The sequence below is a fragment of the Pseudomonas sp. FA117 genome (assembly GCF_057370475.1).
Map to the genome: position 1 here is coordinate 3,494,246 of NZ_CM170675.1, position 19,740 is coordinate 3,513,985.

General features: G+C 61.5%; 19 protein-coding genes and 1 tRNA gene. 10 read left to right on the forward strand and 10 right to left on the reverse strand.

Features of this window, described 5'->3' with window-relative positions; translation table 11 throughout:
• The first annotated feature begins 69 nt into the window (after window positions 1–69).
• The 6 genes from AC1TXO_RS16150 (at window position 70) to AC1TXO_RS16175 (ending at window position 7,877) form a co-directional block, all read left to right on the forward strand.
• Window positions 70–585, forward strand: coding sequence for an Hcp family type VI secretion system effector (locus AC1TXO_RS16150; RefSeq protein WP_486402688.1), 516 nt, complete (start codon window positions 70–72; stop codon window positions 583–585).
• 73 nt (window positions 586–658) lie between these two features.
• Entirely contained in the window at window positions 659–2,827 is a 2,169-nt protein-coding gene (locus AC1TXO_RS16155) for a type VI secretion system Vgr family protein (protein WP_486402689.1), read from the forward strand.
• Window positions 2,824–3,744 (forward strand): DUF4123 domain-containing protein, encoded by a 921-nt coding sequence (locus AC1TXO_RS16160; protein WP_486402690.1) that lies wholly within the window; start codon window positions 2,824–2,826, stop codon window positions 3,742–3,744. The genes AC1TXO_RS16155 and AC1TXO_RS16160 overlap by 4 nt, the downstream gene beginning before the upstream one ends.
• Complete coding sequence (locus tag AC1TXO_RS16165) at window positions 3,737–6,727, forward strand: T6SS effector BTH_I2691 family protein (protein ID WP_486402691.1); 2,991 nt, start codon at window positions 3,737–3,739, stop codon at window positions 6,725–6,727. The genes AC1TXO_RS16160 and AC1TXO_RS16165 overlap by 8 nt, the downstream gene beginning before the upstream one ends.
• Window positions 6,728–6,729: 2 nt before the next feature.
• The gene (locus AC1TXO_RS16170) at window positions 6,730–7,623 is read left to right on the forward strand and encodes a DUF6708 domain-containing protein (protein WP_486402692.1); all 894 of its coding nucleotides are present in this window, start codon (window positions 6,730–6,732) and stop codon (window positions 7,621–7,623) included.
• Window positions 7,620–7,877 carry a PAAR domain-containing protein gene (locus AC1TXO_RS16175; protein WP_486402693.1) on the forward strand — a complete coding sequence of 86 codons (258 nt, stop codon included), beginning with the start codon at window positions 7,620–7,622 and terminating at the stop codon, window positions 7,875–7,877. Before AC1TXO_RS16170 ends, AC1TXO_RS16175 begins: the two co-directional genes overlap by 4 nt.
• A gap of 101 nt (window positions 7,878–7,978) precedes the next feature.
• Here AC1TXO_RS16175 and AC1TXO_RS16180 read toward each other — a convergent pair.
• From AC1TXO_RS16180 to AC1TXO_RS16220, 9 genes are all read right to left on the reverse strand, one after another.
• A tRNA-Gly gene (locus tag AC1TXO_RS16180) sits at window positions 7,979–8,054 on the reverse strand.
• Window positions 8,055–8,118: 64 nt separating this feature from the next.
• Window positions 8,119–8,679: a CDP-diacylglycerol--glycerol-3-phosphate 3-phosphatidyltransferase gene (pgsA, locus tag AC1TXO_RS16185; protein WP_486402694.1), complete on the reverse strand. Its 561-nt coding sequence runs from the start codon at window positions 8,677–8,679 to the stop codon at window positions 8,119–8,121.
• A gap of 33 nt (window positions 8,680–8,712) precedes the next feature.
• Window positions 8,713–10,536: an excinuclease ABC subunit UvrC gene (uvrC, locus tag AC1TXO_RS16190; RefSeq protein WP_486402695.1), complete on the reverse strand. Its 1,824-nt coding sequence runs from the start codon at window positions 10,534–10,536 to the stop codon at window positions 8,713–8,715.
• Window positions 10,537–10,542: 6 nt separating this feature from the next.
• Window positions 10,543–11,181, reverse strand: a complete 639-nt coding sequence (gacA, locus tag AC1TXO_RS16195) for a response regulator transcription factor GacA (RefSeq protein WP_486402696.1) — start codon at window positions 11,179–11,181, stop codon at window positions 10,543–10,545.
• 63 nt (window positions 11,182–11,244) lie between these two features.
• The gene (locus AC1TXO_RS16200; RefSeq protein WP_486402697.1) at window positions 11,245–11,634 is read right to left on the reverse strand and encodes a helix-turn-helix domain-containing protein; all 390 of its coding nucleotides are present in this window, start codon (window positions 11,632–11,634) and stop codon (window positions 11,245–11,247) included.
• 163 nt (window positions 11,635–11,797) lie between these two features.
• The gene (locus AC1TXO_RS16205) at window positions 11,798–12,280 is read right to left on the reverse strand and encodes a GNAT family N-acetyltransferase (protein ID WP_486402698.1); all 483 of its coding nucleotides are present in this window, start codon (window positions 12,278–12,280) and stop codon (window positions 11,798–11,800) included.
• A complete protein-coding gene (locus AC1TXO_RS16210; RefSeq protein ID WP_486402699.1) occupies window positions 12,267–12,656 on the reverse strand; it encodes a DUF488 domain-containing protein in 390 nt (129 codons plus the stop codon). The genes AC1TXO_RS16205 and AC1TXO_RS16210 overlap by 14 nt, the downstream gene beginning before the upstream one ends.
• 43 nt (window positions 12,657–12,699) lie before the next feature.
• On the reverse strand, window positions 12,700–13,395 hold the full coding sequence (locus AC1TXO_RS16215) for a glutathione S-transferase N-terminal domain-containing protein (protein ID WP_486402700.1): 696 nt from the start codon (window positions 13,393–13,395) through the stop codon (window positions 12,700–12,702).
• 90 nt (window positions 13,396–13,485) lie between these two features.
• A complete protein-coding gene (locus AC1TXO_RS16220) occupies window positions 13,486–13,983 on the reverse strand; it encodes a PaaI family thioesterase (RefSeq protein WP_486402701.1) in 498 nt (165 codons plus the stop codon).
• Between the two features lie 296 nt (window positions 13,984–14,279).
• Between AC1TXO_RS16220 and gcvA the strand changes: the two genes are divergently transcribed.
• Together gcvA and AC1TXO_RS16230 are read left to right on the forward strand one after the other, a co-directional pair.
• Window positions 14,280–15,176, forward strand: coding sequence for a transcriptional regulator GcvA (gene gcvA / locus AC1TXO_RS16225; protein WP_486402702.1), 897 nt, complete (start codon window positions 14,280–14,282; stop codon window positions 15,174–15,176).
• A gap of 122 nt (window positions 15,177–15,298) precedes the next feature.
• Window positions 15,299–16,549, forward strand: a complete 1,251-nt coding sequence (locus tag AC1TXO_RS16230; protein WP_486402703.1) for a 2-aminoadipate transaminase — start codon at window positions 15,299–15,301, stop codon at window positions 16,547–16,549.
• 3 nt (window positions 16,550–16,552) lie between these two features.
• Here the strand turns inward: AC1TXO_RS16230 and AC1TXO_RS16235 are convergent, their stop codons facing one another.
• On the reverse strand, window positions 16,553–16,855 hold the full coding sequence (locus tag AC1TXO_RS16235; RefSeq protein WP_486402704.1) for a hypothetical protein: 303 nt from the start codon (window positions 16,853–16,855) through the stop codon (window positions 16,553–16,555).
• 166 nt (window positions 16,856–17,021) lie between these two features.
• Between AC1TXO_RS16235 and AC1TXO_RS16240 the strand changes: the two genes are divergently transcribed.
• Together AC1TXO_RS16240 and fusA are read left to right on the forward strand one after the other, a co-directional pair.
• Window positions 17,022–17,450 carry a hypothetical protein gene (locus AC1TXO_RS16240; protein WP_486402705.1) on the forward strand — a complete coding sequence of 143 codons (429 nt, stop codon included), beginning with the start codon at window positions 17,022–17,024 and terminating at the stop codon, window positions 17,448–17,450.
• 71 nt (window positions 17,451–17,521) lie between these two features.
• The gene (gene fusA, locus AC1TXO_RS16245) at window positions 17,522–19,633 is read left to right on the forward strand and encodes an elongation factor G (RefSeq protein ID WP_486402706.1); all 2,112 of its coding nucleotides are present in this window, start codon (window positions 17,522–17,524) and stop codon (window positions 19,631–19,633) included.
• The last annotated feature ends 107 nt before the right edge of the window (window positions 19,634–19,740 follow it).

Below are 19,740 nucleotides of genomic sequence, written 5' to 3' on the forward strand. Positions count from 1 at the left end.
CATCGATTTCGATGGCCACGCTGCCCTTTGTGCGCGTGTTCTATCCACATGGACGCAGGAGAAACTGCCATGCCAACACCCGCTTACATCAAGATCACTGGCCAAACCCAAGGCAACATCACCGCAGGGGCATTCACAGCGGACTCCGTCGGTAACGTTTTCCAGCAAGGTCACGAAGATGAAATCCTTGTTCAGGAGATCAAGCACGAAGTGACCACGCCAACTGATCCACAGAATGGCCAACCCAGCGGTCAGCGCGTACACAAGCCATTCAAGTTCACCAGTTCGCTCAACAAGGCCACGCCGCTGATGTATCAGGCGCTGGTGACAGGCGAAATGCTGCCGATGGTCGAAGTCAACTGGTACCGCACCTCGACGGAAGGCAAGCAAGAGCATTTCTTCAATACCACACTTGAAGACGCAACCATCGTGAGCATCACTACCGTCCTTCCCCACGTGCAAGACAGGGAGAACGAAAACTACACGCAGCTCGTCGAGGTTGCGCTGACCTATCGGAAGATCGTCTGGGAGCACACTGTAGCCGGAACCGGTGGTTCTGATGATTGGCGCGCCCCCGCAGCCTGATCCAGCGTAGGTTCCGGGCAGGACTCTCCTGCCCGGACTTCGAGCCTATTCAGACGGCGGACGAGGATCTTGCATGCCCAGCCAATCTGATTTGCGTTACACCTGCGAGCCACTCGTTGGCAATGCCGAATTTGAAGTGGTGTCGTTCGAACTCAAGGAAGCGATCAGTACGCCCTTCACCCTCGAACTGGAACTGGTCAGCTTCGAACCCGACATCGATTTCGGCCAGTTGCTGGACAAACCCATCGTCTTCACGATCTGGGATGGCAAAGGTCCGGTGCGCCACGTGCACGGTCTGGTCAGTCGTTTCAGTCAGGGTGAAAGTGGCTTTTACCGCACCTACTACCAGGCCTTGGTAGAACCCATCCTGGCCCGCGCCGGACTGCGCTCGAACTGGCGCATCTTCCAGCAAAAGACTGTCCCGCAGATTCTGGAACTGATGCTTCAGCGTCAGGGCATCGATCAATACGAGCTTCGCGCAAGCATGGATCACCAAGCGCGCGAGTTCTGCGTACAAGCAGGCGAGACCGACCTTGACTTCATCGCCCGCCTGGCAGCTGAAGAGGGCTTCGTCTATCGCTTCGAGCACAGCGAGAAAATGCATAGGTTGATCATCACGGATCAACTGCTATCCCTTGGGCTGATCAGCCATGGAGCTCTCAAGACCGGCAACGATAACGAAGGGTTCTTCGAAGGCGAGGAGGTTATCGCCCCCAACACCGTCCTGTATCAGTCCAACAGTGGCGGCGATCAGGCCAGACCTTGTTTACGGCGCTTGCGCTACAGCGAACAAGTCCGAACCTCGCGACAGGTCCAGCGCGACTACACGTTCACCCATCCGGCGTATCGCCAGGAACACCGTGCTTCAGGCCCCTTCCTGGAACACCAGTCCAGTGACTACGAGCGCTTTGATTACCCCGGCCGCTACAAGCGCGATGCCGTGGGCAAGCCGTTCACTGAAAACCTTATCACTGCCCTGCGCCATGACGCGCGCATTGCAGAAGTCCAAGGGGATGATGTCAGGCTGCAGCCTGGACTGAGCTTCACACTCACAGGCCACCCACGCGACGATCTGAATGTTCATTGGCGCGTGAACAGTGTCGCTCACAAAGGCACCCAACTCACAAGCTTGCAGGAAGAGGCCGCTGGCGTCGATCAAAGCACGCGCTACGAGCAAACCGCTCAGCTGGTTCCCGGCAGAACTGAATGGCGCCCTGCTCCGCTGGCGAAGCCTCACGTCGACGGCCCTCACATGGCCACCGTGGTCGGGCCGTCCGGTGAGGAGATCTACTGCGACGAATGGGGCCGGGTCAAGGTCAGCTTCCCATGGGACCGGGAGAGCAACAATAACGAGTTCAGCTCCTGCTGGGTGCGGGTATCTCAAGGTTGGGCCGGGGGCAGCTGGGGTTCGATGGCAATTCCGCGTATCGGCCAGGACGTGATCATCCAGTACGTCAATGGCGACCCCGACCAACCGATGATCACCGGGCGCACCTATTGCGGTAACCAGTTGCCACCCTACGACCTACCCGACCACAAGACCCGCATGACCATCAAGAGCCAGACCCACAAGGGCGATGGTTTCAACGAGTTGCGGTTTGAGGATGAACTGGGTCGACAGGAAGTGTTTATCCATGCGGAGAAAGATCAGAACAACGTCGTCAAACACAACGAAACCACCTTCGTCGGCAATGACCGCAATGAACAGGTCGATCATGACGAGACGCTCAGTATCGGGCATGACCGCAGCCAAACGGTGGGCAATGATGAGCGGGTCCGGATTGGCCAAGATACGTTTGTCGATATAGGCCGAAACCAGAAAATAAACATCGCAAAAGACCGTATAGAGGCCGTCGGCAATCACCGCCACGACCAGATCACAGCCAATCACCACATCAGCGTCGGCGGCAATCTTGAGCAACAGGTCGAGGGCCATGCAGAGTTGGAAGCGGGGCTGGAAATCCGCAGGCGCACCCGGCGCTACGACCTGCGAACAGCGGAAGCTCTGATCATCCAAGGGCCTGGAGGCTCCATCCGGATTGATGACACGGGCATCACCCTGGACAGCCCGACCATACGCATCAACGGCGCCCTGCTCCAGTCTGCAAGCGGGAGCACCAACCCCTTTTCCATCAGCAGCGCACCCATCACTGGCAAGCCTTTGGAGCGCCTATGCGGGCGGCGCCCCGATGGCACCTGCCCGTTGCCCGACTGCCGCTGTATCAAGGGGCCAGTCCAATGAAGACAACACCCTCGCATCTGCCCGGCGAACCTCTCGGACATCATTATCGCTTTATGCTGCTCCTGACCCGCGAACTCGAGTACTGGGCCTATCGGCCCATACCGCAAGAAGGCGAATTGGTGCCGGCCTATGCCCCATCGGTACTTGAGCTTATCCACAACGTCAGCCGAAATACTCAACATGCATGGCTCTGGAAGCGCAGCGCGCTGGACGACCGCCACGAATTTGGCCCTTTGCTGGTCAACGTTTCAGAAGCGCCCGAACTGCTTGCCCATGCAATCACAACCTGGATGCCCGCTGGAGGGGCCATAGCACTGGATAGCGACGCTTGCCTCGCAGTGCTAGCGGGCCACTTCACCAGCCTTACTCAGGTCACGCTCCCGGATCAGGGAGCAGCCACTTTTTATTTGAAGCCGGATCATCTTGCAGCCTGGCTCGAGGCATTGGACAGCGACCATCGCGACACCTGGCTTGGGCCCGTGTCGTCACTGGGCTGGCGAGCCAACTGGGGGCCTGCCTATGAATGGAAAACACACGAACGCACCCCGACCACTGCCCGGCTGATATCGCAAGCACCGCTGCGCCTTCGCGTACATGAACTGGATCGGCTTCACGCAGGTATACGCGAGCACTTTGTCCTCACGCTAGTGCACGAAGTCCTGGCAATGCCGCCCTATGCCGCCCAAACGTTAACCGGCATCAGGGAATGGATCGAAGCCCTGTTGCCGCAGCTGGAATCCCTCAACTTTCGCGACGAGGAAACTGCAGGCCAGTTCATTCGGCTGATGGCCGGGCACATGTGGCTGATGAGCAGTGACGAGGCTGCGAAGATCTACACCAACCTCGATGAGTCGCCCCAGGCCCGTCTTCGCGAGCTGCACGCGCTGGTCCAACTCAAGGAAACCACCCATGACTGATACCGCCATCGGCAGCGCCACAGCCGGCCCGGCCTGCAGCCCACGCGTGCCCATTCTGCCGGTGCGCTATGCCATCGTGCCGCGTACGGGCGATGCCCCTGCCTGTCGCTACGCAGGCGCAGGCTTCAACCTGGAACAAGGCTTCGCCGCGCTGCAGCACTCGTCCTACACCCTGCGCGCGCTGCGCCCAGGCTACATCTATGTGTTCATGAAAGGTACTCAGGGCGAAAAGCTGGTCATTCATGAGTACGACGGCGAGGGACGCTACCAGGAGCTGCGCTATCAAGGGCTGGAAGACTACCACTTGCGCGAACGCTACCTGTCCAGCCAGACCATGGGCTGGGTATGGGCCGATACCTGCCAGGACACCGCCAAGGAAGTGTGGATCGGCTACAGCCCGCACCTTTGGACCAACGCCACGACTGCCCGCATCACCGCTTCAGCAGCCCTTCGCAAACGGCATATGCGCCAGCTGGACATGGCCGAGCTGATTGCCGGCAATCAGGTCCCCTCCACCCAGCCCCATGTACTGCCGCTCAGTGCGCTACAAAACTGGGTCGAAGACTACAAACCGGCAAGCCGGCGTATGTCCCTGACCTGGAGCAGCCACGCGCCCGGCGGCATCCTGTCCGTCGGCAGGCTCGACGCCATTGCCCGGGATTACCCCAGCACCCAGCCGAAAATACCGGTGGTGGTGGCACTGGCTGATGCTGAAGGGATGGCCCTGGACCTGAGCCTGTCGGTCTCGGCCTACCAACACCAACTGCACGACCTGATGCCCGCCGAGCAGTTGGAACACACCAAACCTGCACAAGGCTCCGAGCAGGAAGGCGTACCGGCGTGCTACCAGCTCGATGCAGAGCGGCTCAGCCAGCAGAGCCGCCATTTTCACCACCGCAACCTGGTCGCCCTGCTGCTGAACAAAACACTGGAGACAATGTATCCAGCGGATATGCCCTCTACAGAAGTGGTCGAGATAAGGCTGCAGTCCACCCGCACAGGACGCCCTCTCTCCCCAGCCGAGGCACGCTATCGAGCGCTCACTCACAAGGACTATTCCCCGAACGGTGCGCGTTTGGCGCTGCGCATCGATACCGAAAAATACCTGCAGTTCCTCGTCGAACGCGATGAGCTGGAGCAGCAGATTGCGGGCCTGCGCAACCTTGCCCTGCAAGCCAGCCAGGACCACGACGCGTGGCTGGCCACGGCCGAAGCTGCGCATATCGATGACCCTTACAGCCTCGCTGCCGCACTGGCGTGCTATGACCGCAACGAACGCATCTCGGCCCGTGGCCTGGAAATCTCCCTGGCCCTGCTGATTCACCCGATGGGCCAGCCGACACCTGGTACAGAAGACCGAGACCGGCGTTTCAAACGCCTGGAGCAGTGGCTGGACCAGCACGACAGCCCCCTCTACACCGCTCTGGCGCCGTTCAACCCCTTCAAAGACAAAGCCGATGCGGTCGGCAGTGTTCTGGGTGCCATCGACACAGTCATCGAAGGGTTGGCCAGGCGTTTTCCGGCCATTGCCAATATCACCGACCTCACTGCCCAGTCCGTCAATGCCGTGGTACTCAAACGCCTGCGTGGCCAGACCCGCTGGGATGCCAGCCATACCCTGCGCCAGCAAGTACTGCTGGCGGCGCGTGAGGCCGATGCCGAAAAAGCGCTGGGGCTGTTGGCGGCGCGTTACCAGATCACCGACCAGGCCATCCGGGAAAACCCGTTCAGCCAGGAAGTGGAGCGGTATTTGAAGAGCGGCATGGCGCAGGTTGAGGAAATGAAGCAGCTGCGTATTTCGGGCAATCGGACGGTGGCGGTTGAATTGACCACCACCGCGCGGGTTAAACCCACCTTTCTCGGGTTGCTCACATCGGGCGGGGGCGGTGGCCTGAACGCCGGAATGTTGTGGTTCAACATGATCTCGCTGAAGACGGCTTACAACAACCTGCAAAAAAGCACTGCACTGGAATACACCGCCGGATTTGTGGCATCGATTTTCGGTGTGATGGGTGCGGCCGCGGCGACATTGGTTAGCGTGAGAAAAACGCAGCAAGCAGTAATGCAGCGATTGGGGGCGACGGTGCCGGGGATGGCGTTTGGTAACGGAGTGATCAAGCTCTTGAGCAGTAATCTCTTTGCGCGTGTAGCGGGATACCCTGCAATTGGCTTAAGCTTAGTCTCAGATGGCTCAAAGGCGGTTCGCCAGTACAACAACGGTAATTTGACTGCCGCTGCCTATACAGCTAGCGGTGGACTGACCATGGCCGCTGGCTCTGTGGTCGCCCTTGAGGCGGGACTCGCAGTTGCGGGAGCCACGTCAGTAGTGCCCTTAGTCGGGTGGGCGGCAGCTGGGGTAGTGCTTCTAGGAATAGCGATTATTGCTGGAGGCGTATACCTTCACGCTCAGGCACATGCGCATCTGCACTCTCCTACTGAACTCTGGGCAGCACGGGGCATTTTCGGCAATCGTAAAAACGATGGAGAGGTACGATCCGATATCGTTTTGGATCATGAAAAAAAACTCCCCACATTTCCTTCGCTGCAAGATGAACTCAAAGCCTGGCACGATGTGCATTACGGTCCAAAGTTAATATCCGCAGAGGAAGCGCGACTCTTCGGCATTACCGGTGTCGACAGTAGATGGCATGACAATAATCACTGGGAACCCGCAAACTGGGCCGCCATCACCCACAACGAAGTCACCTCAACACAACCCATCGTTGAATTCACAGTATTCCTACCGAGCTTCATCGTAGGCACAAGCGAATGGTCAGCTAGCTTGAGCAGCCTTCGTGACGACGGAGAAATGGTCGTCTTTCCACTTGTCGCTGTTTGCTACGTTATAGGCGCCGGCTTAATTCTGAATTTCAGAAATACGATAAACAACCAAAATCATGCCTCACTGCATTTAGCCTATAGCTCCAATCAAGGCTTGAATGAAGGAAATGAGGTTAATTCAATCTTCCGTCTCGAGCGTTGATCATGACAGTTAAATGGATGTTTAGTATAAACGCAAAATCCGGAAATGAAGCTGCAATTAATGGACAACTAGTAAATTTGTATAATAACACATTATGCTTACGAAACCCATGGGTAACAGACTCCGTATTTATGGGGAAAATTTATACCGCACTAATCCTCGGAGGAATGATTGCTGTCTACCCAGAGTTACTATCAATAAAATTATTAAACATCGACATCCTCAACCTTGCCTTCATAGCCATGATGACAATTTTACCCTTAATTTTTCTCCCCTTCCTGCTTTACCGGATCTATTTTATAAGGAACCTCTCCGGATTTTACTTCAACTGCTCAACCAAGAAAATCTACTACCAACGTGGCAGAAAACTTATAGTCTTTGATTGGAAAAAGGTCCACGGCGGCGTCTTTAAACGCACCGAATTCGGCGGCTCATCCTTCAGCACCAGCTATGCACTCGCCTTCGCCCCACCTAGAGAGGATGGCAGCCTGCATCAAAAAGACTGCTTATGGGTCGATAGCAACGAACCTACTGAGTCTGACATCGCACACGTCGCCGAAGTCTGGGAATACCTTCGCGAGTTCATGAACCACGGCCCTGCCAAACTCCCTCCTCCCGGCGAACCCAACTGGTGGCACCGGCCGCTTCATGCCATCTGCCTGACCCCGGCAGAAGCCTGGCGCCACTATGCCCCCTGGCGAACCGGCGAGCCCGGAGAAATGCAGGGCAAGAAAAACTGGCAACTGCCGTTCTGGGCTGTGTTGTTCCCTTACAACCTCGGCCTCGCCCTCTGCTGGTATGGCGTGTGTCGGCTCTTCAATGTCCGGGCAGCACCGCCTCCGCCAGAGGCCTTCGACCAAGCTTCTGTTCAACCAAAAAAAGGAAAGCGGAAATGAAACCCGTCGTACTCGTAGGCCATCGTCATAGTTGCCCTATCCATGGCGAAGGTACCGTAGAAACAGGCGCAAGCGCAGCATTCGTGAATGGCAGGGCAATAGCACGCGTCGGCGACCGGATAAGTTGTGGCGCGGTCATCGAAACCGGTGCTGGTTGCACGATCATCGAGGACCAACCGGCAGCAAGGGAGGGAGACACCACCAGCCATGGCGGCACCTTGGTCGAGGGTAATCCGGGCTGGCTTATTGATTGACAGCAGAACCGACGGATGGCTTTGAAAATAACGAAAAAAGACGCCGAAGCGTCTATTTTCAATGATCTACAAACTCCCATGGAACTCTGTAGATCTATATTTGGAGCGGGAAACGAGACTCGAACTCGCGACCCCGACCTTGGCAAGGTCGTGCTCTACCAACTGAGCTATTCCCGCGTCGTGATGGGTGCCATTCTAGCGAACTGCCAGGGAAGGTCAACCCCTTGATTCAAAAAAAGTTTTACTTCTGTTCCGAGCCTTCGCGCAGGTGCGGCCAGGCGGCCAGCAGGTAGTGCACCATCGATACCAGGGTCAGCCCCGCCGCCACCAGCAACAGTGCGTAACCGAGCCCGACCCAGAAGGTCAGCACCGGTGGGTTGCCGAGCAGGATGACCAGCGCGAGCATCTGCGCCGCGGTTTTCCACTTGCCCAGGTTCGACACCGCCACATGCGCCCTCGCCCCCAGCTCGGCCATCCACTCGCGCAGCGCCGACACCACGATCTCGCGGCCGATGATCACCGCAGCGGGCAGCGTCAGCCAGAAGTTGGCGTGCACCTGCACCAGCAGCACCAGCGCCACGGCCACCATCAGCTTGTCGGCGACCGGATCGAGGAACGCGCCGAACGGCGTGCTCTGCTGCAGGCGACGGGCCAGGTAGCCGTCGAGCCAGTCGGTCGCGGCGGCGATGGCGAACACGCTGCTGGCGGCTACGTAGCTCCAGTGGTAAGGCACGTAGAACAGCAGGATGAAGATCGGAATGAGCAGGACGCGTAGAACGGTGAGCAGGTTTGGAATATTCATCGGTACGACTGGCTGCGAGTTGAACCCGGCATTCTACTCGCTATGCAGGCTGGCATAAATCGACTCGGCAAGCTTTTTACTGATTCCCGGTGCCTTGGCGATCTCGTCGACACTGGCGCGGTTGAGCTCCTGCAGGCCGCCGAAATGTTTCAGCAGGTCACGACGGCGCTTCGGCCCGACCCCGGCAACATCCTCCAGGCTCGACGTCCGGCGAGCCTTGCCACGGCGGGCACGGTGGCCGGTAATGGCAAACCGGTGCGCCTCGTCACGGATCTGCTGGATCAAGTGCAGTGCCGGCGAGTCGCCCTTGAGGGTGAACTCGTGGGCCGCGTCGTTGAGGTACAGGGTGTCGAAGCCGGCCTTGCGGGTCACCCCCTTGGCCACGCCGAGCAGCGTCAGGTCGCTCAGCGCCAACTCCTGCATCACCTCGCGCGCCATGTTCAACTGGCCCTTGCCGCCGTCGACCAACAGCACGTCGGGCAACTTGCCCTCGCCGTCCTTGATCCGGCCGAAGCGACGCGAGAGCGCCTGTTGCATGGCGGCGTAGTCGTCGCCTGCGGTCACGCCCTCGATGTTGAAGCGGCGGTAGTCGGACTTGAGCGGGCCTTCGGGGCCGAACACCACGCAGGAAGCGACGGTGGCCTCGCCGCTGGAGTGGCTGATGTCATAGCACTCCAGGCGCTGCGGCACTTCCGGCAGGTTGAGGACCTGCGCCAGGGCCTCGAAGCGCGCTGCCATATGCTGGCGGTTGGCCAGGCGTGCATTGAGCGCCTGCTCGGCGTTGGTGACCGCCAGTTGCTGCCAGCGCGCGCGGGTACCGCGCACGCGGTGGCTGATGGTCAGTTCACGGCCGCGCAAGGTCTGCACGGCCTCGCTGATGGCCTCGAAGTCTTCATGGACCACATTGACGATCAGCTCGCCCGGCAACTCGCGCTCGGCGTTGCCCAGGTAGTACTGGGAGAGGAACGCCGACATCACCTCGGCCACCTCTTCCTCGATGCCGGTCTGCGGGAAGAAGTTCTTGCTGCCCAGCACCCGCCCACCGCGCACGCTGATCAGGTGCACGCAGGCGCCGCCGGGGTTGACGAAGGCGGCGATCACATCGACATCACCCGATCCGCCTTCCATGTACTGCTGGTCCTGCACGCGGCGCAGCAAGGCGATCTGGTCACGCAGTTCGGCAGCCTTCTCGAAGTTCAGGGCCATGGCCGCCTGTTCCATTTCGGCATTGAGCTCGTTGCCCAGTTGCTGACTGCGGCCTTCGAGGAACATCACCGAGTGGCGCACGTCCTCGGCGTACTCCTGGGGCGTGACCAGGCCGACGCAGGGCCCCTTGCAGCGCTTGATCTGGTACTGCAGGCACGGGCGGGTTCGGTTGGCGTAGTAGCTGTCCTCGCACTGGCGCACCGAGAAGGCTTTTTGCAGCAGGCTCAGGCTCTCGCGGATCGCTCCGGCGCTCGGGTAAGGGCCGAAGTACCGGCCCTTGGCCTTCTTCGCGCCCCGATGGATACCCAGGCGTGGGAAATCACCGTCAGACAAGAACACGTACGGGTAGGATTTGTCGTCGCGCAACAGGATGTTGTAGGGCGGACGCCATTCCTTGATCAGCGTCTGCTCGAGCAGCAGCGCCTCGGTCTCGTTGGCGGTGATGGTGGTTTCGACCTGGGCGATACGGGCCACCAGGGCAGCCGTTTTCGGCGCCAGGCCCGCCTTGCGGAAGTAGCTGGCCAGGCGCTTCTTGAGGTTCTTGGCCTTGCCCACGTAAAGCAACCGGGACTCGGCGTCGAACATCCGGTACACGCCCGGGCGACCGCTGCAGGTCGCCAGGAACGCGCTGGCATCAAAGAGTTGGGACATGAGGGATTACAGGCTTGCGTCAACCATACCGTGGCGAACGGCCAGCAACGTCAGTTCCACGTCGCTGGTGACCGAGAGTTTTTCGAAGATCCGATAACGGTAAGTATTGACGGTCTTGGGGGACAGACACAACTTGTCGGAGATGATCTGTACTTTCTGGCAGCCGACGATCATCAATGCGATCTGGATCTCCCGCTCCGACAGCGCGTCGAATGGCGAGCCCTGGGGCTGGAACGACTTCAACGCCAGTTGCTGGGCGATCTGCGGACTGATGTAGCGCTGTCCGGCGAAGGCCAGGCGAATCGCCTGGACCATTTCGTCGAGCCCGGCGCCCTTGGTCAGGTAACCGGCGGCACCGGCCTGCAGCAGGCGCGTGGGGAATGGGTCTTCCTCGCACACGGTCACCGCCACCACCTTGGTGTCGGGGTGACTGCGCAGCAATTTGCGCGTGGCTTCCAGACCGCCGATCCCGGGCATCTTGACGTCCATGAGGACCACGTCCGGTTTCAGCTCACGGGCAAGCTTGAGGGCCGTTTCGCCCGAGTCCGCTTCGCCGACCACCTGCAGGCCATCGATATCGGCCAACATGCGCGTGATGCCGGTACGCACCAGATCGTGATCATCGACCACAAGTACCCTAATCAAGCAGACACCTCGTCGTGGGGGCGATTGGATCCGGCCACCTTAACAAAAAATTTCATCGCGAACCTAACGCAAAACGTCATTGAAATGCGCCTGTCGGTCGCTCCTGCGCAAGCGGCCATTGTCATGGCTTTCGGTCTCTGTCGCCAGGCGTGCGAGCAGGTGCCTGACAGCCGCCCGGTCCGCCGAGGTCAACTGACGCAGAATGCCCAGCAGACGGCTTTCGTCACCACTGAGGCTCTCCAGCGGTGCAGGCGTGCGCAAGCCGCTGAGCACGTACAGGGCATCGACGCCCTTGGCTGCCAGAGCCGCCAGGTAATCGAGCCGTGGTGTGCGCTCACCGCTCTCGTACTTGCCCTGGGCGTTGGGCTCCACACCGCCGATATCCCCGAACACACGCTGGGTCAGGCCCAGACGTTCACGTTCTTCCCTCAGACGCAGGCCGAATCCTTTCATAAGACTCCCTTCCCTTCTCGATCAGATATCACCGAGCGCACTCCAGCACCCGGGCGAATAGCCATGAATTCAGTTGGCACTATGCACATTGGATCCAACCAATACAAGCCACCATTGCGCCACTTGTCTGAGCCTGTGCCTACAAACCCCCGAACATGCGGGCTCAAGCCTTCGCTGCGGACCGACCGATACTACGCTGCATGCGCACGAAGCAGCCGTCTTCGCCCATTTCGACGAACCCCGCCCGCCTGTACAACTGCCTGGCCGGGTTGCTGCGAAACACCATCAGGCGCAGCAGCGGCAGACGTCGTTGCGCCGCCCAGGCCGCCAGTTGCTCCAGCACCCAGCGCCCGACACCACGCCCGCGATACTCGGGCAGCAAGTGCAGTTCGCGGATGAACAACGCCTGGCGGTCCTGGCTGAGGCTGCAGAACCCGAGCACCCGCTCGCCCTCCTTCACCAGCCATTGCTCGCGCCAGCCCCATGCCTGGTCGAACGCCTCCTCGATCCACAGCAGGTCGAATTCGCGGTAGTACGGGAGCATGGCGCGCCGGGTCAGGTCACGGGCGAAGGTGCGGTGGGCGTCGCTGGCCGCAACCAGCGCCAGCGTCTCCATCAGCGCATCGCTGCCATCAGGGGTGGTCATAGCACACTGGCGAACTGCCGGGACCACGCCGCTCCAGTTCGTCCTCCAGCCAGTCGGCGAGCACCTGCGCATTGTTGTGCACGGTATCCTTGCCGGCATACAGCAAGGTCAAGGTGCCCTGGGCCGCCAGGTCCAGCAATGGGTACCAGTGTTCGGGATGGGCGGCGAGCTCAGCCTGATAGCGTCGGGAGAAGTCGGCGAAGTCCAGTTCGCCGCCATGGAAGGCCCTGCGCAATTCAGTGGACGGGGCGACGTCGCGCAGCCACTGGGCATGCAACTCGGTCTTGCGCAGGTTGCGGGGCCACAGCCGATCGACCAGCACACGCCGGCCATCTTCCGGTAAAACCGGTTCGTATGCGCGCTTGCAGCAGATCATCACCACCTCCTGCGGCATGGCCGTCGGCTCGCAGCCGACCCGATCACCCGGGAATCTTCAAGCCACGCTGTACCGCAGGGCGCTCGAGGAAATTCGCCAACACCCGCTGGACCTGCGTGAACGCCTCGAAGCCCACCAGCTCACGGGCGTTGTAGCGGTCCACCAGGTTGCGCACCCAGGGGAAGATGGCGATGTCGGCGATGCTGTAGTCATCGGCCACCCACTCACGCCCCTGCAACTGACGGTCGAGCACACCCAGCAGGCGCCTGGACTCGTTGATGTAGCGATCACGAGGTCGCTTGTCCTCGTAGTCCTTGCCGGCAAAGAAATGGAAGAACCCGACCTGGCCGAACATCGGCCCGATGCCTCCCATCTGGAACATCAGCCATTGCAGGGTCTGGTAGCGCTGGGCCGGGTCCTGACTGAGTAGCTTGCCGCTTTTCTCCGCCAGGTACTGCAGGATCGCCCCCGATTCGAACAAGGGCAACGGCTGACCACCCGGCCCGTTGGGGTCGAGGATCGCCGGGATCTTGTTGTTGGCGCTGAGCGAGATGAATTCGGGGGTCAACTGGTCGTTGCTCTCGAAGCTGACCTTGTGCACCTCGTACGGCAGGCCGATCTCTTCGAGCATGATCGACACCTTGACGCCGTTGGGCGTGGCCAGGGAGTAGAGCTGCAGGCGATCGGGATGCTGTGCGGGCCACTTGCGGGTAACGGCAAATGCAGACAGGTCGGTCATGGTCGGCTCCGGATGCGAAGGAATCCCCACTCTAGATCCAACGCCGAAGTTTGACCATGACCTGTTCGCAGCACCGCGCCGACGTATCGCTCAACTGCGCGCGTGGGCCTGCTGCATGAGCTTTTCGGTATCGACCCGCACGAACAGCGAATCGGCGGTGACCGTCAGCACGTCACCGGCCCAGACCTCGCAGACGACCCGGGTCTTGCGCCCGACCTCGCCTTCGACCCTGGCCTTGAGCAACAGCTCGACCCCCATCGGCGTAGGCTTGAGGTAGGTCAGTCCGAGGCTGCCGGTCACGCAATCGATGCGCGGCAGGCTGCCGGGCTCACGCCCTTCGGCACGGTAGTGACAGGCCATGGCGGTCCAGTTGGAATGGCAGTCGACCAGCATGGCCAGCAGACCGCCGTAGACCAGCCCCGGCCAGCCGATGAAGCTGCTGTCCGGTGAGTGTCGGCAGACCAGGTGCACACCATCGGCGTCCCAGTGGCTTTGCAGGTGCAGGCCGCTGGCGTGGGCACAACCGCAGCCGTAGCAGGTGCCATCGGGGGCGGCGAGTTGCTGGAGGGAAAGTCCTTGCTCGTTCATGCGCTTCCTTTGCTTGTTGGAATGGGAAGGATGGTCGACCGATGGTAACCGGCTGTTCAGCACACTGCACGTTGATCGGAGGCTCGGCACAACGGTGGTGGACAGACCGCAACCGTCAAGCCGGCAATAACGGCCCACTCGAAGAAGGCTGTGCTTCGTCTGCTGCGATATCAGGTTGTAATCATTGATACAGGTCAGTATTAATCTAGGGGTGTTGTTCAACAAACGACCTTTTCGAAGCACATGATTCCGTTTCGGAATGAGTAATCTCTTTTTTCTGCCTGGTAATACCCGTCATGTCCAAACGCCTCATGCCCTCCACCACCGCCCTGCAGTGCTTCGAGGCGGCCGCCCGTCACCTGAGCTTCACCCGTGCGGCGCAGGAGTTGCACCTGACCCAGAGCGCGGTGAGCAAGCAGGTCGCGCAACTCGAGGACATGCTGTCGCACCCGCTGTTCCAGCGCATCCGCCGACGCCTGCACCTGACCCCGGCCGGCGCGTTGTACCTCACCGAAGTGAACAAGATCCTCACCCAGATCGACATCTCCAGCCGCTACATCCTCAGCTATGGCGATGAAACCGAAGTGTTGCGCATCGCCACCCAGCCGACCTTCGGTGCGCGCTGGCTGGTGCCGCACCTCAAGGGTTTCGGCGAACGCTACCCGCGTATCCACCTGGATGTGCGCAACGAACTGGAACCGTTCGACCTGGTCCAGGCCAAGGCCGACATCGCCTTCTTCTTCGGCCAGGGCACCTGGCCGGGCGCCACCTGCATCGAGCTGTTCAGCGAAGAAGTGCTGCCGGTATGCGCGCCGCAGCTGCTGCAGACGCACCGCTTCGACAGCGCCCAGTCGCTGACCGAGCATCGCCTGCTGCAATGTGCTTCCAGGCCCGAAGCCTGGCACGAGTGGTTCCTGGGATTGGACCTGCACAGCCAGAACAGCTACCACGGTCCGCGCTTCGACACCTTCTACCTGTGCATCCGTGCGGCCATTGCCGGCTGCGGCATCGCCCTGATTCCGCGCTACCTGGTGGCCGAAGAACTCGCCGAAGGCAAGCTGGTGGTGCCCTGGGACCACCCGGTGGCGAGCAATGGCCGGCACTTCATGGCCCATGCCGAGCACGCCGCCGAAGTGCCCAAGGTCAGGGCCTTCGTCGAATGGATCCGCGAACGGGTGGAGCAAGCGGCCTGATCGAAGCTGCTGTCCCCAAACATCGAGAATCCAGGGAATGACCCCAATCGAATAATTCGTTTGTCGAACATGCACCCGGCGCGCTTGGATAGCAGCACATTCGAACAAGGTTCCGCGTGCCCATGAATCAGGAAAGTATCAGCCAGTCCATCGCCATCGTTCACCCGATCACGCTTTCCCACGGCCGCAACGCCGAAGTCTGGGACACCGACGGCAAGCGCTACATCGACTTCGTCGGCGGCATCGGCGTGCTCAACCTCGGCCATTGCAACCCGGCGGTGGTCGAGGCGATCCAGGCGCAGGCCGCGCGCCTGACCCATTACGCCTTCAACGCCGCGCCCCATGCTCCCTACCTCGCACTGATGGAACGCCTGAGCGAGTTCGTCCCGGTCAGCTACCCCCTGGCCGGCATGCTCACCAACAGCGGCGCAGAAGCGGCGGAGAACGCACTCAAGGTGGCTCGCGGCGCCACCGGCAAACGCGCCATCATCGCCTTCGACGGCGGCTTCCACGGCCGCACCCTGGCCACCCTCAACCTCAACGGCAAAGTGGCGCCCTACAAGCAGCGGGTCGGCGAGCTGCCAGGGCCGGTATACCACCTGCCCTACCCCAGCGCCGACACCGGCGTGACCTGCGAGCAGGCGCTCAAGGCCATGGAGCGGCTGTTCAGCGTCGAGATCGCGGTCGAGGACGTGGCCGCGTTCATTCTCGAGCCGGTGCAGGGCGAAGGCGGCTTCCTGGCCCTGGACCCGGCCTTCGCCCAGGCTTTGCGCCGATTCTGCGACGAGCACGGCATCCTCATCATCATCGACGAGATCCAGTCCGGCTTCGGCCGTACCGGCCAACGCTTCGCCTTCCCGCGCCTGGGCATCGAGCCGGACTTGCTGCTGCTGGCCAAGAGCATCGCCGGCGGCCTGCCGCTCGGCGCCGTGGTCGGCCGACGTGAACTGCTCGACGCGCTGCCCAAGGGAGGCCTGGGCGGCACCTACTCGGGCAATCCCATTGCCTGCGCCGCTGCCCTGGCCAGCCTCCAGCAGATGAGCGACGACAACATCGCCACCTGGGGCGAGCGCCAGGAGCAGGCCATCGTGCGCCGCTTCGAGCACTGGAAGACCCGCGGGCTGTGCCGCTACCTCGGGCGCCTGACTGGCGTGGGTGCGATGCGCGGGATCGAGTTGGTCGACGCTGACGGCAGCCCGGCGCCTGCGGCCCTGGCCAAGGTGATGGCGGCAGCGCGCGCCCGCGGCCTGCTGCTGATGCCCAGTGGCAAGGCCCGCCACATCATTCGCCTGCTCGCACCGCTGACCATCGAGGCCGAGGTGCTCGAGCAGGGGCTGGACGTGCTCGAGCAGTGCCTGGCCGAACTGGACTGAGTATCAGAGGCCCAGTTCCTCAGGGGTGAGCATGTCGGACTCGAAGGCAATCCAGCCCCCTTCGAGTTCGGCGTGACCGTTGACGATCGGGCCGTAGTAGGTGAGACCGTTCTCCAGCGTGACGCAGATGTGCGTGGCCGGTTTTTCGGGCGCGGCAAGCGTACCGACGAAATGCACCTTCTTCAGCGTCTCGGTCACCGCCTCCAGGCCGACGCGCATGCCGGGGTTCTCCGAGGCCTCGGCGTCGCCGCCGCGGTCTTCGGCGCTGACGGTCACGGTGGCGGTGTAGGGATACTGGGTGCTCAAGCGAAGTTACCTCGGGGTGGATGGTCGTGTGGGCGCGTAGAGTACGGCAGGCGACCGCGGTTGTCTCTACTTGGCCGCCAGCACGCCCGGCCGGCAACAGGTGATCTGCGCCCCCCGATCTGTTAGGGTGCCGGGCGATGCACGCCACACCAGACGAGGACACCACGTGAGCGCCGAAGAACCCCTGATCGCCGACCTGTTCGAGGTCGACAAACGCCTGACCCTCAAGCCCGTCGTGGACTTCAACAGCTACCTGCGCAACGCCTTCGGCGAAGGCCCCTGCCGCTGCCACCGCTGCATCGAGCTGGGCGGCGACGAAAGCAGCTACAGCCACCGCCACACCTTCGAGTTCGACGGCCGTCCGGCGCACCGGCGCTTTGCCAACACCGCTGGCAGCGACGTGCTGCAGGCGCTGAAGAAAGCCTGGCTGTCGTACACCAGGAACGACCTGCCACTGCTCGGCCAGCTCGACCTGGATACCCTGCGCACCTTCACCGACGCAGCCCTGCACGAGCGCCTGCTGGCCCTGCTCCCGGCCAGCGGCCTGGCCCGCGAGGTCGACGGCATCTGGATGCTGCAGGCCCAGGCCGACTGACAGCCCGGCGGCACGGCAGGATTTCCCCGGTCTGCTACCGTGGGAGAATCCTCACCTGCAGGTGACCCGCCATGGCCCGCACAACGCCCATCGAGCTGTACCGCAACATCGGCATCGTCGCCCACGTCGATGCCGGCAAGACCACCACCACCGAACGCATCCTGTTCTACACGGGCGTCAACCACAAGATGGGCGAGGTCCATGACGGCGCCGCGACCATGGACTGGATGGCCCAGGAGCAGGAACGCGGCATCACCATCACCTCGGCCGCGACCACCGCCTTCTGGCAAGGCTCGACCAAGCAGTTCGCCGACAGGTACCGCTTCAACATCATCGACACCCCCGGCCACGTCGACTTCACCATCGAGGTGGAGCGCTCGCTGCGCGTGCTCGATGGCGCGGTGGTGGTGTTCAGCGGCGCCGACGGCGTCGAGCCACAGTCCGAGACGGTCTGGCGCCAGGCCAACAAGTACCATGTACCGCGCCTGGCCTATATCAACAAGATGGACCGCCAGGGTGCGGACTTCCTGCGCGTGGTGAAGCAGATCGACCAGCGCCTGGGCCACCACCCTGTACCCATCCAGCTGGCCATCGGCAGCGAAGAAAACTTCATCGGCCAGATCGACCTGGTGAAGATGAAGGCCATCTACTGGAACGACGCCGACCAGGGCACCAGCTACCGCGAAGAACCGATCCCCGCCGAACTGCAGGCACTGGCCGATGAATGGCGGGCGCACATGGTCGAAGCCGCCGCCGAAGCCAACGACGAGCTGACCCTGAAGTTTCTCGAGGGCGAGGAGCTGAGCATCGACGAGATCAAGGCTGCCCTGCGCCAGCGCACCATCGCCAACGAAATCGTGCCGACCATTCTCGGCTCCTCGTTCAAGAACAAAGGCGTGCCGCTGATGCTCGATGCAGTGATCGACTACCTCCCCGCCCCCAGTGAAATCCCGGCGATCAAGGGCACCGACCCCGACGACGAAGCCAAGCACCTGGAGCGTCACGCAGACGACAAGGAACCTTTCTCCGCACTCGCCTTCAAGATCGCCACCGACCCCTTCGTCGGCACCCTGACCTTTGCCCGGGTCTATTCCGGCGTGCTCAGCTCGGGCAACGCAGTGCTCAACTCGGTCAAGGGCAAGAAGGAACGCATCGGCCGCATGGTGCAGATGCACGCCAACCAGCGCGCCGAGATCAAGGACGTGTGCGCCGGCGACATCGCCGCGCTGATCGGCATGAAGGACGTCACCACCGGCGACACCCTGTGCGACATCGACAAGCCGATCATCCTCGAGCGCATGGACTTCCCTGATCCGGTGATTTCGGTGGCGGTCGAACCCAAGACCAAGGCCGACCAGGAGAAGATGGGCATCGCCCTGGGCAAACTGGCCCAGGAAGACCCGTCGTTCCGCGTGCGCACCGACGAGGAGACCGGGCAGACCATCATTTCCGGCATGGGCGAACTGCACCTGGACATCATCGTCGACCGCATGCGCCGTGAATTCAATGTCGAAGCCAACATCGGCAAGCCGCAGGTCGCCTACCGCGAGAAGATCCGCAACACCTGCGAGATCGAGGGCCGCTTCGTACGCCAATCGGGCGGGCGCGGCCAGTACGGTCATTGCTGGATCCGCTTCGCTCCGGGCGACGAGGGCAAGGAAGGCCTGGAGTTCGTCAACGAGATCGTCGGTGGCGTGGTGCCACGCGAGTACATCCCGGCGATCCAGAAGGGCATCGAGGAACAGATGAAGAACGGCGTACTGGCCGGGTATCCGCTGATCAACCTCAAGGCCGCCGTGTTCGATGGCTCCTACCACGACGTCGACTCGAACGAGATGGCCTACAAGATCGCCGCGTCGATGGCCACCAAGCAGCTCTCGCAAAAAGGCGGCGCGGTGTTGCTGGAGCCGGTGATGAAGGTCGAGGTGGTAACGCCCGAGGAATACCAGGGCGACATTCTCGGCGACCTCAGCCGTCGTCGCGGGATGATCCAGGACGGTGACGAAACGCCCGCCGGCAAGGTGATTCGCGCCGAAGTGCCGCTGGGCGAGATGTTCGGCTATGCCACCTCGATGCGCTCGATGACCCAGGGCCGGGCGAGCTTCTCGATGGAGTTCACCCGCTATGCCGAGGCGCCGGCGAGCATTGCCGATGGGATCGTGAAGAAGAACCGGGGGGAATAGCTCAGGCAGCGTTTTCGCCTGATGCGATTTCATCGGGGGGCAAGTTGCAGCGGCGAAGCACCGCTGCAACTTGCCCCGCGATGGCGTCGACCCCGCCAACGCCGAAC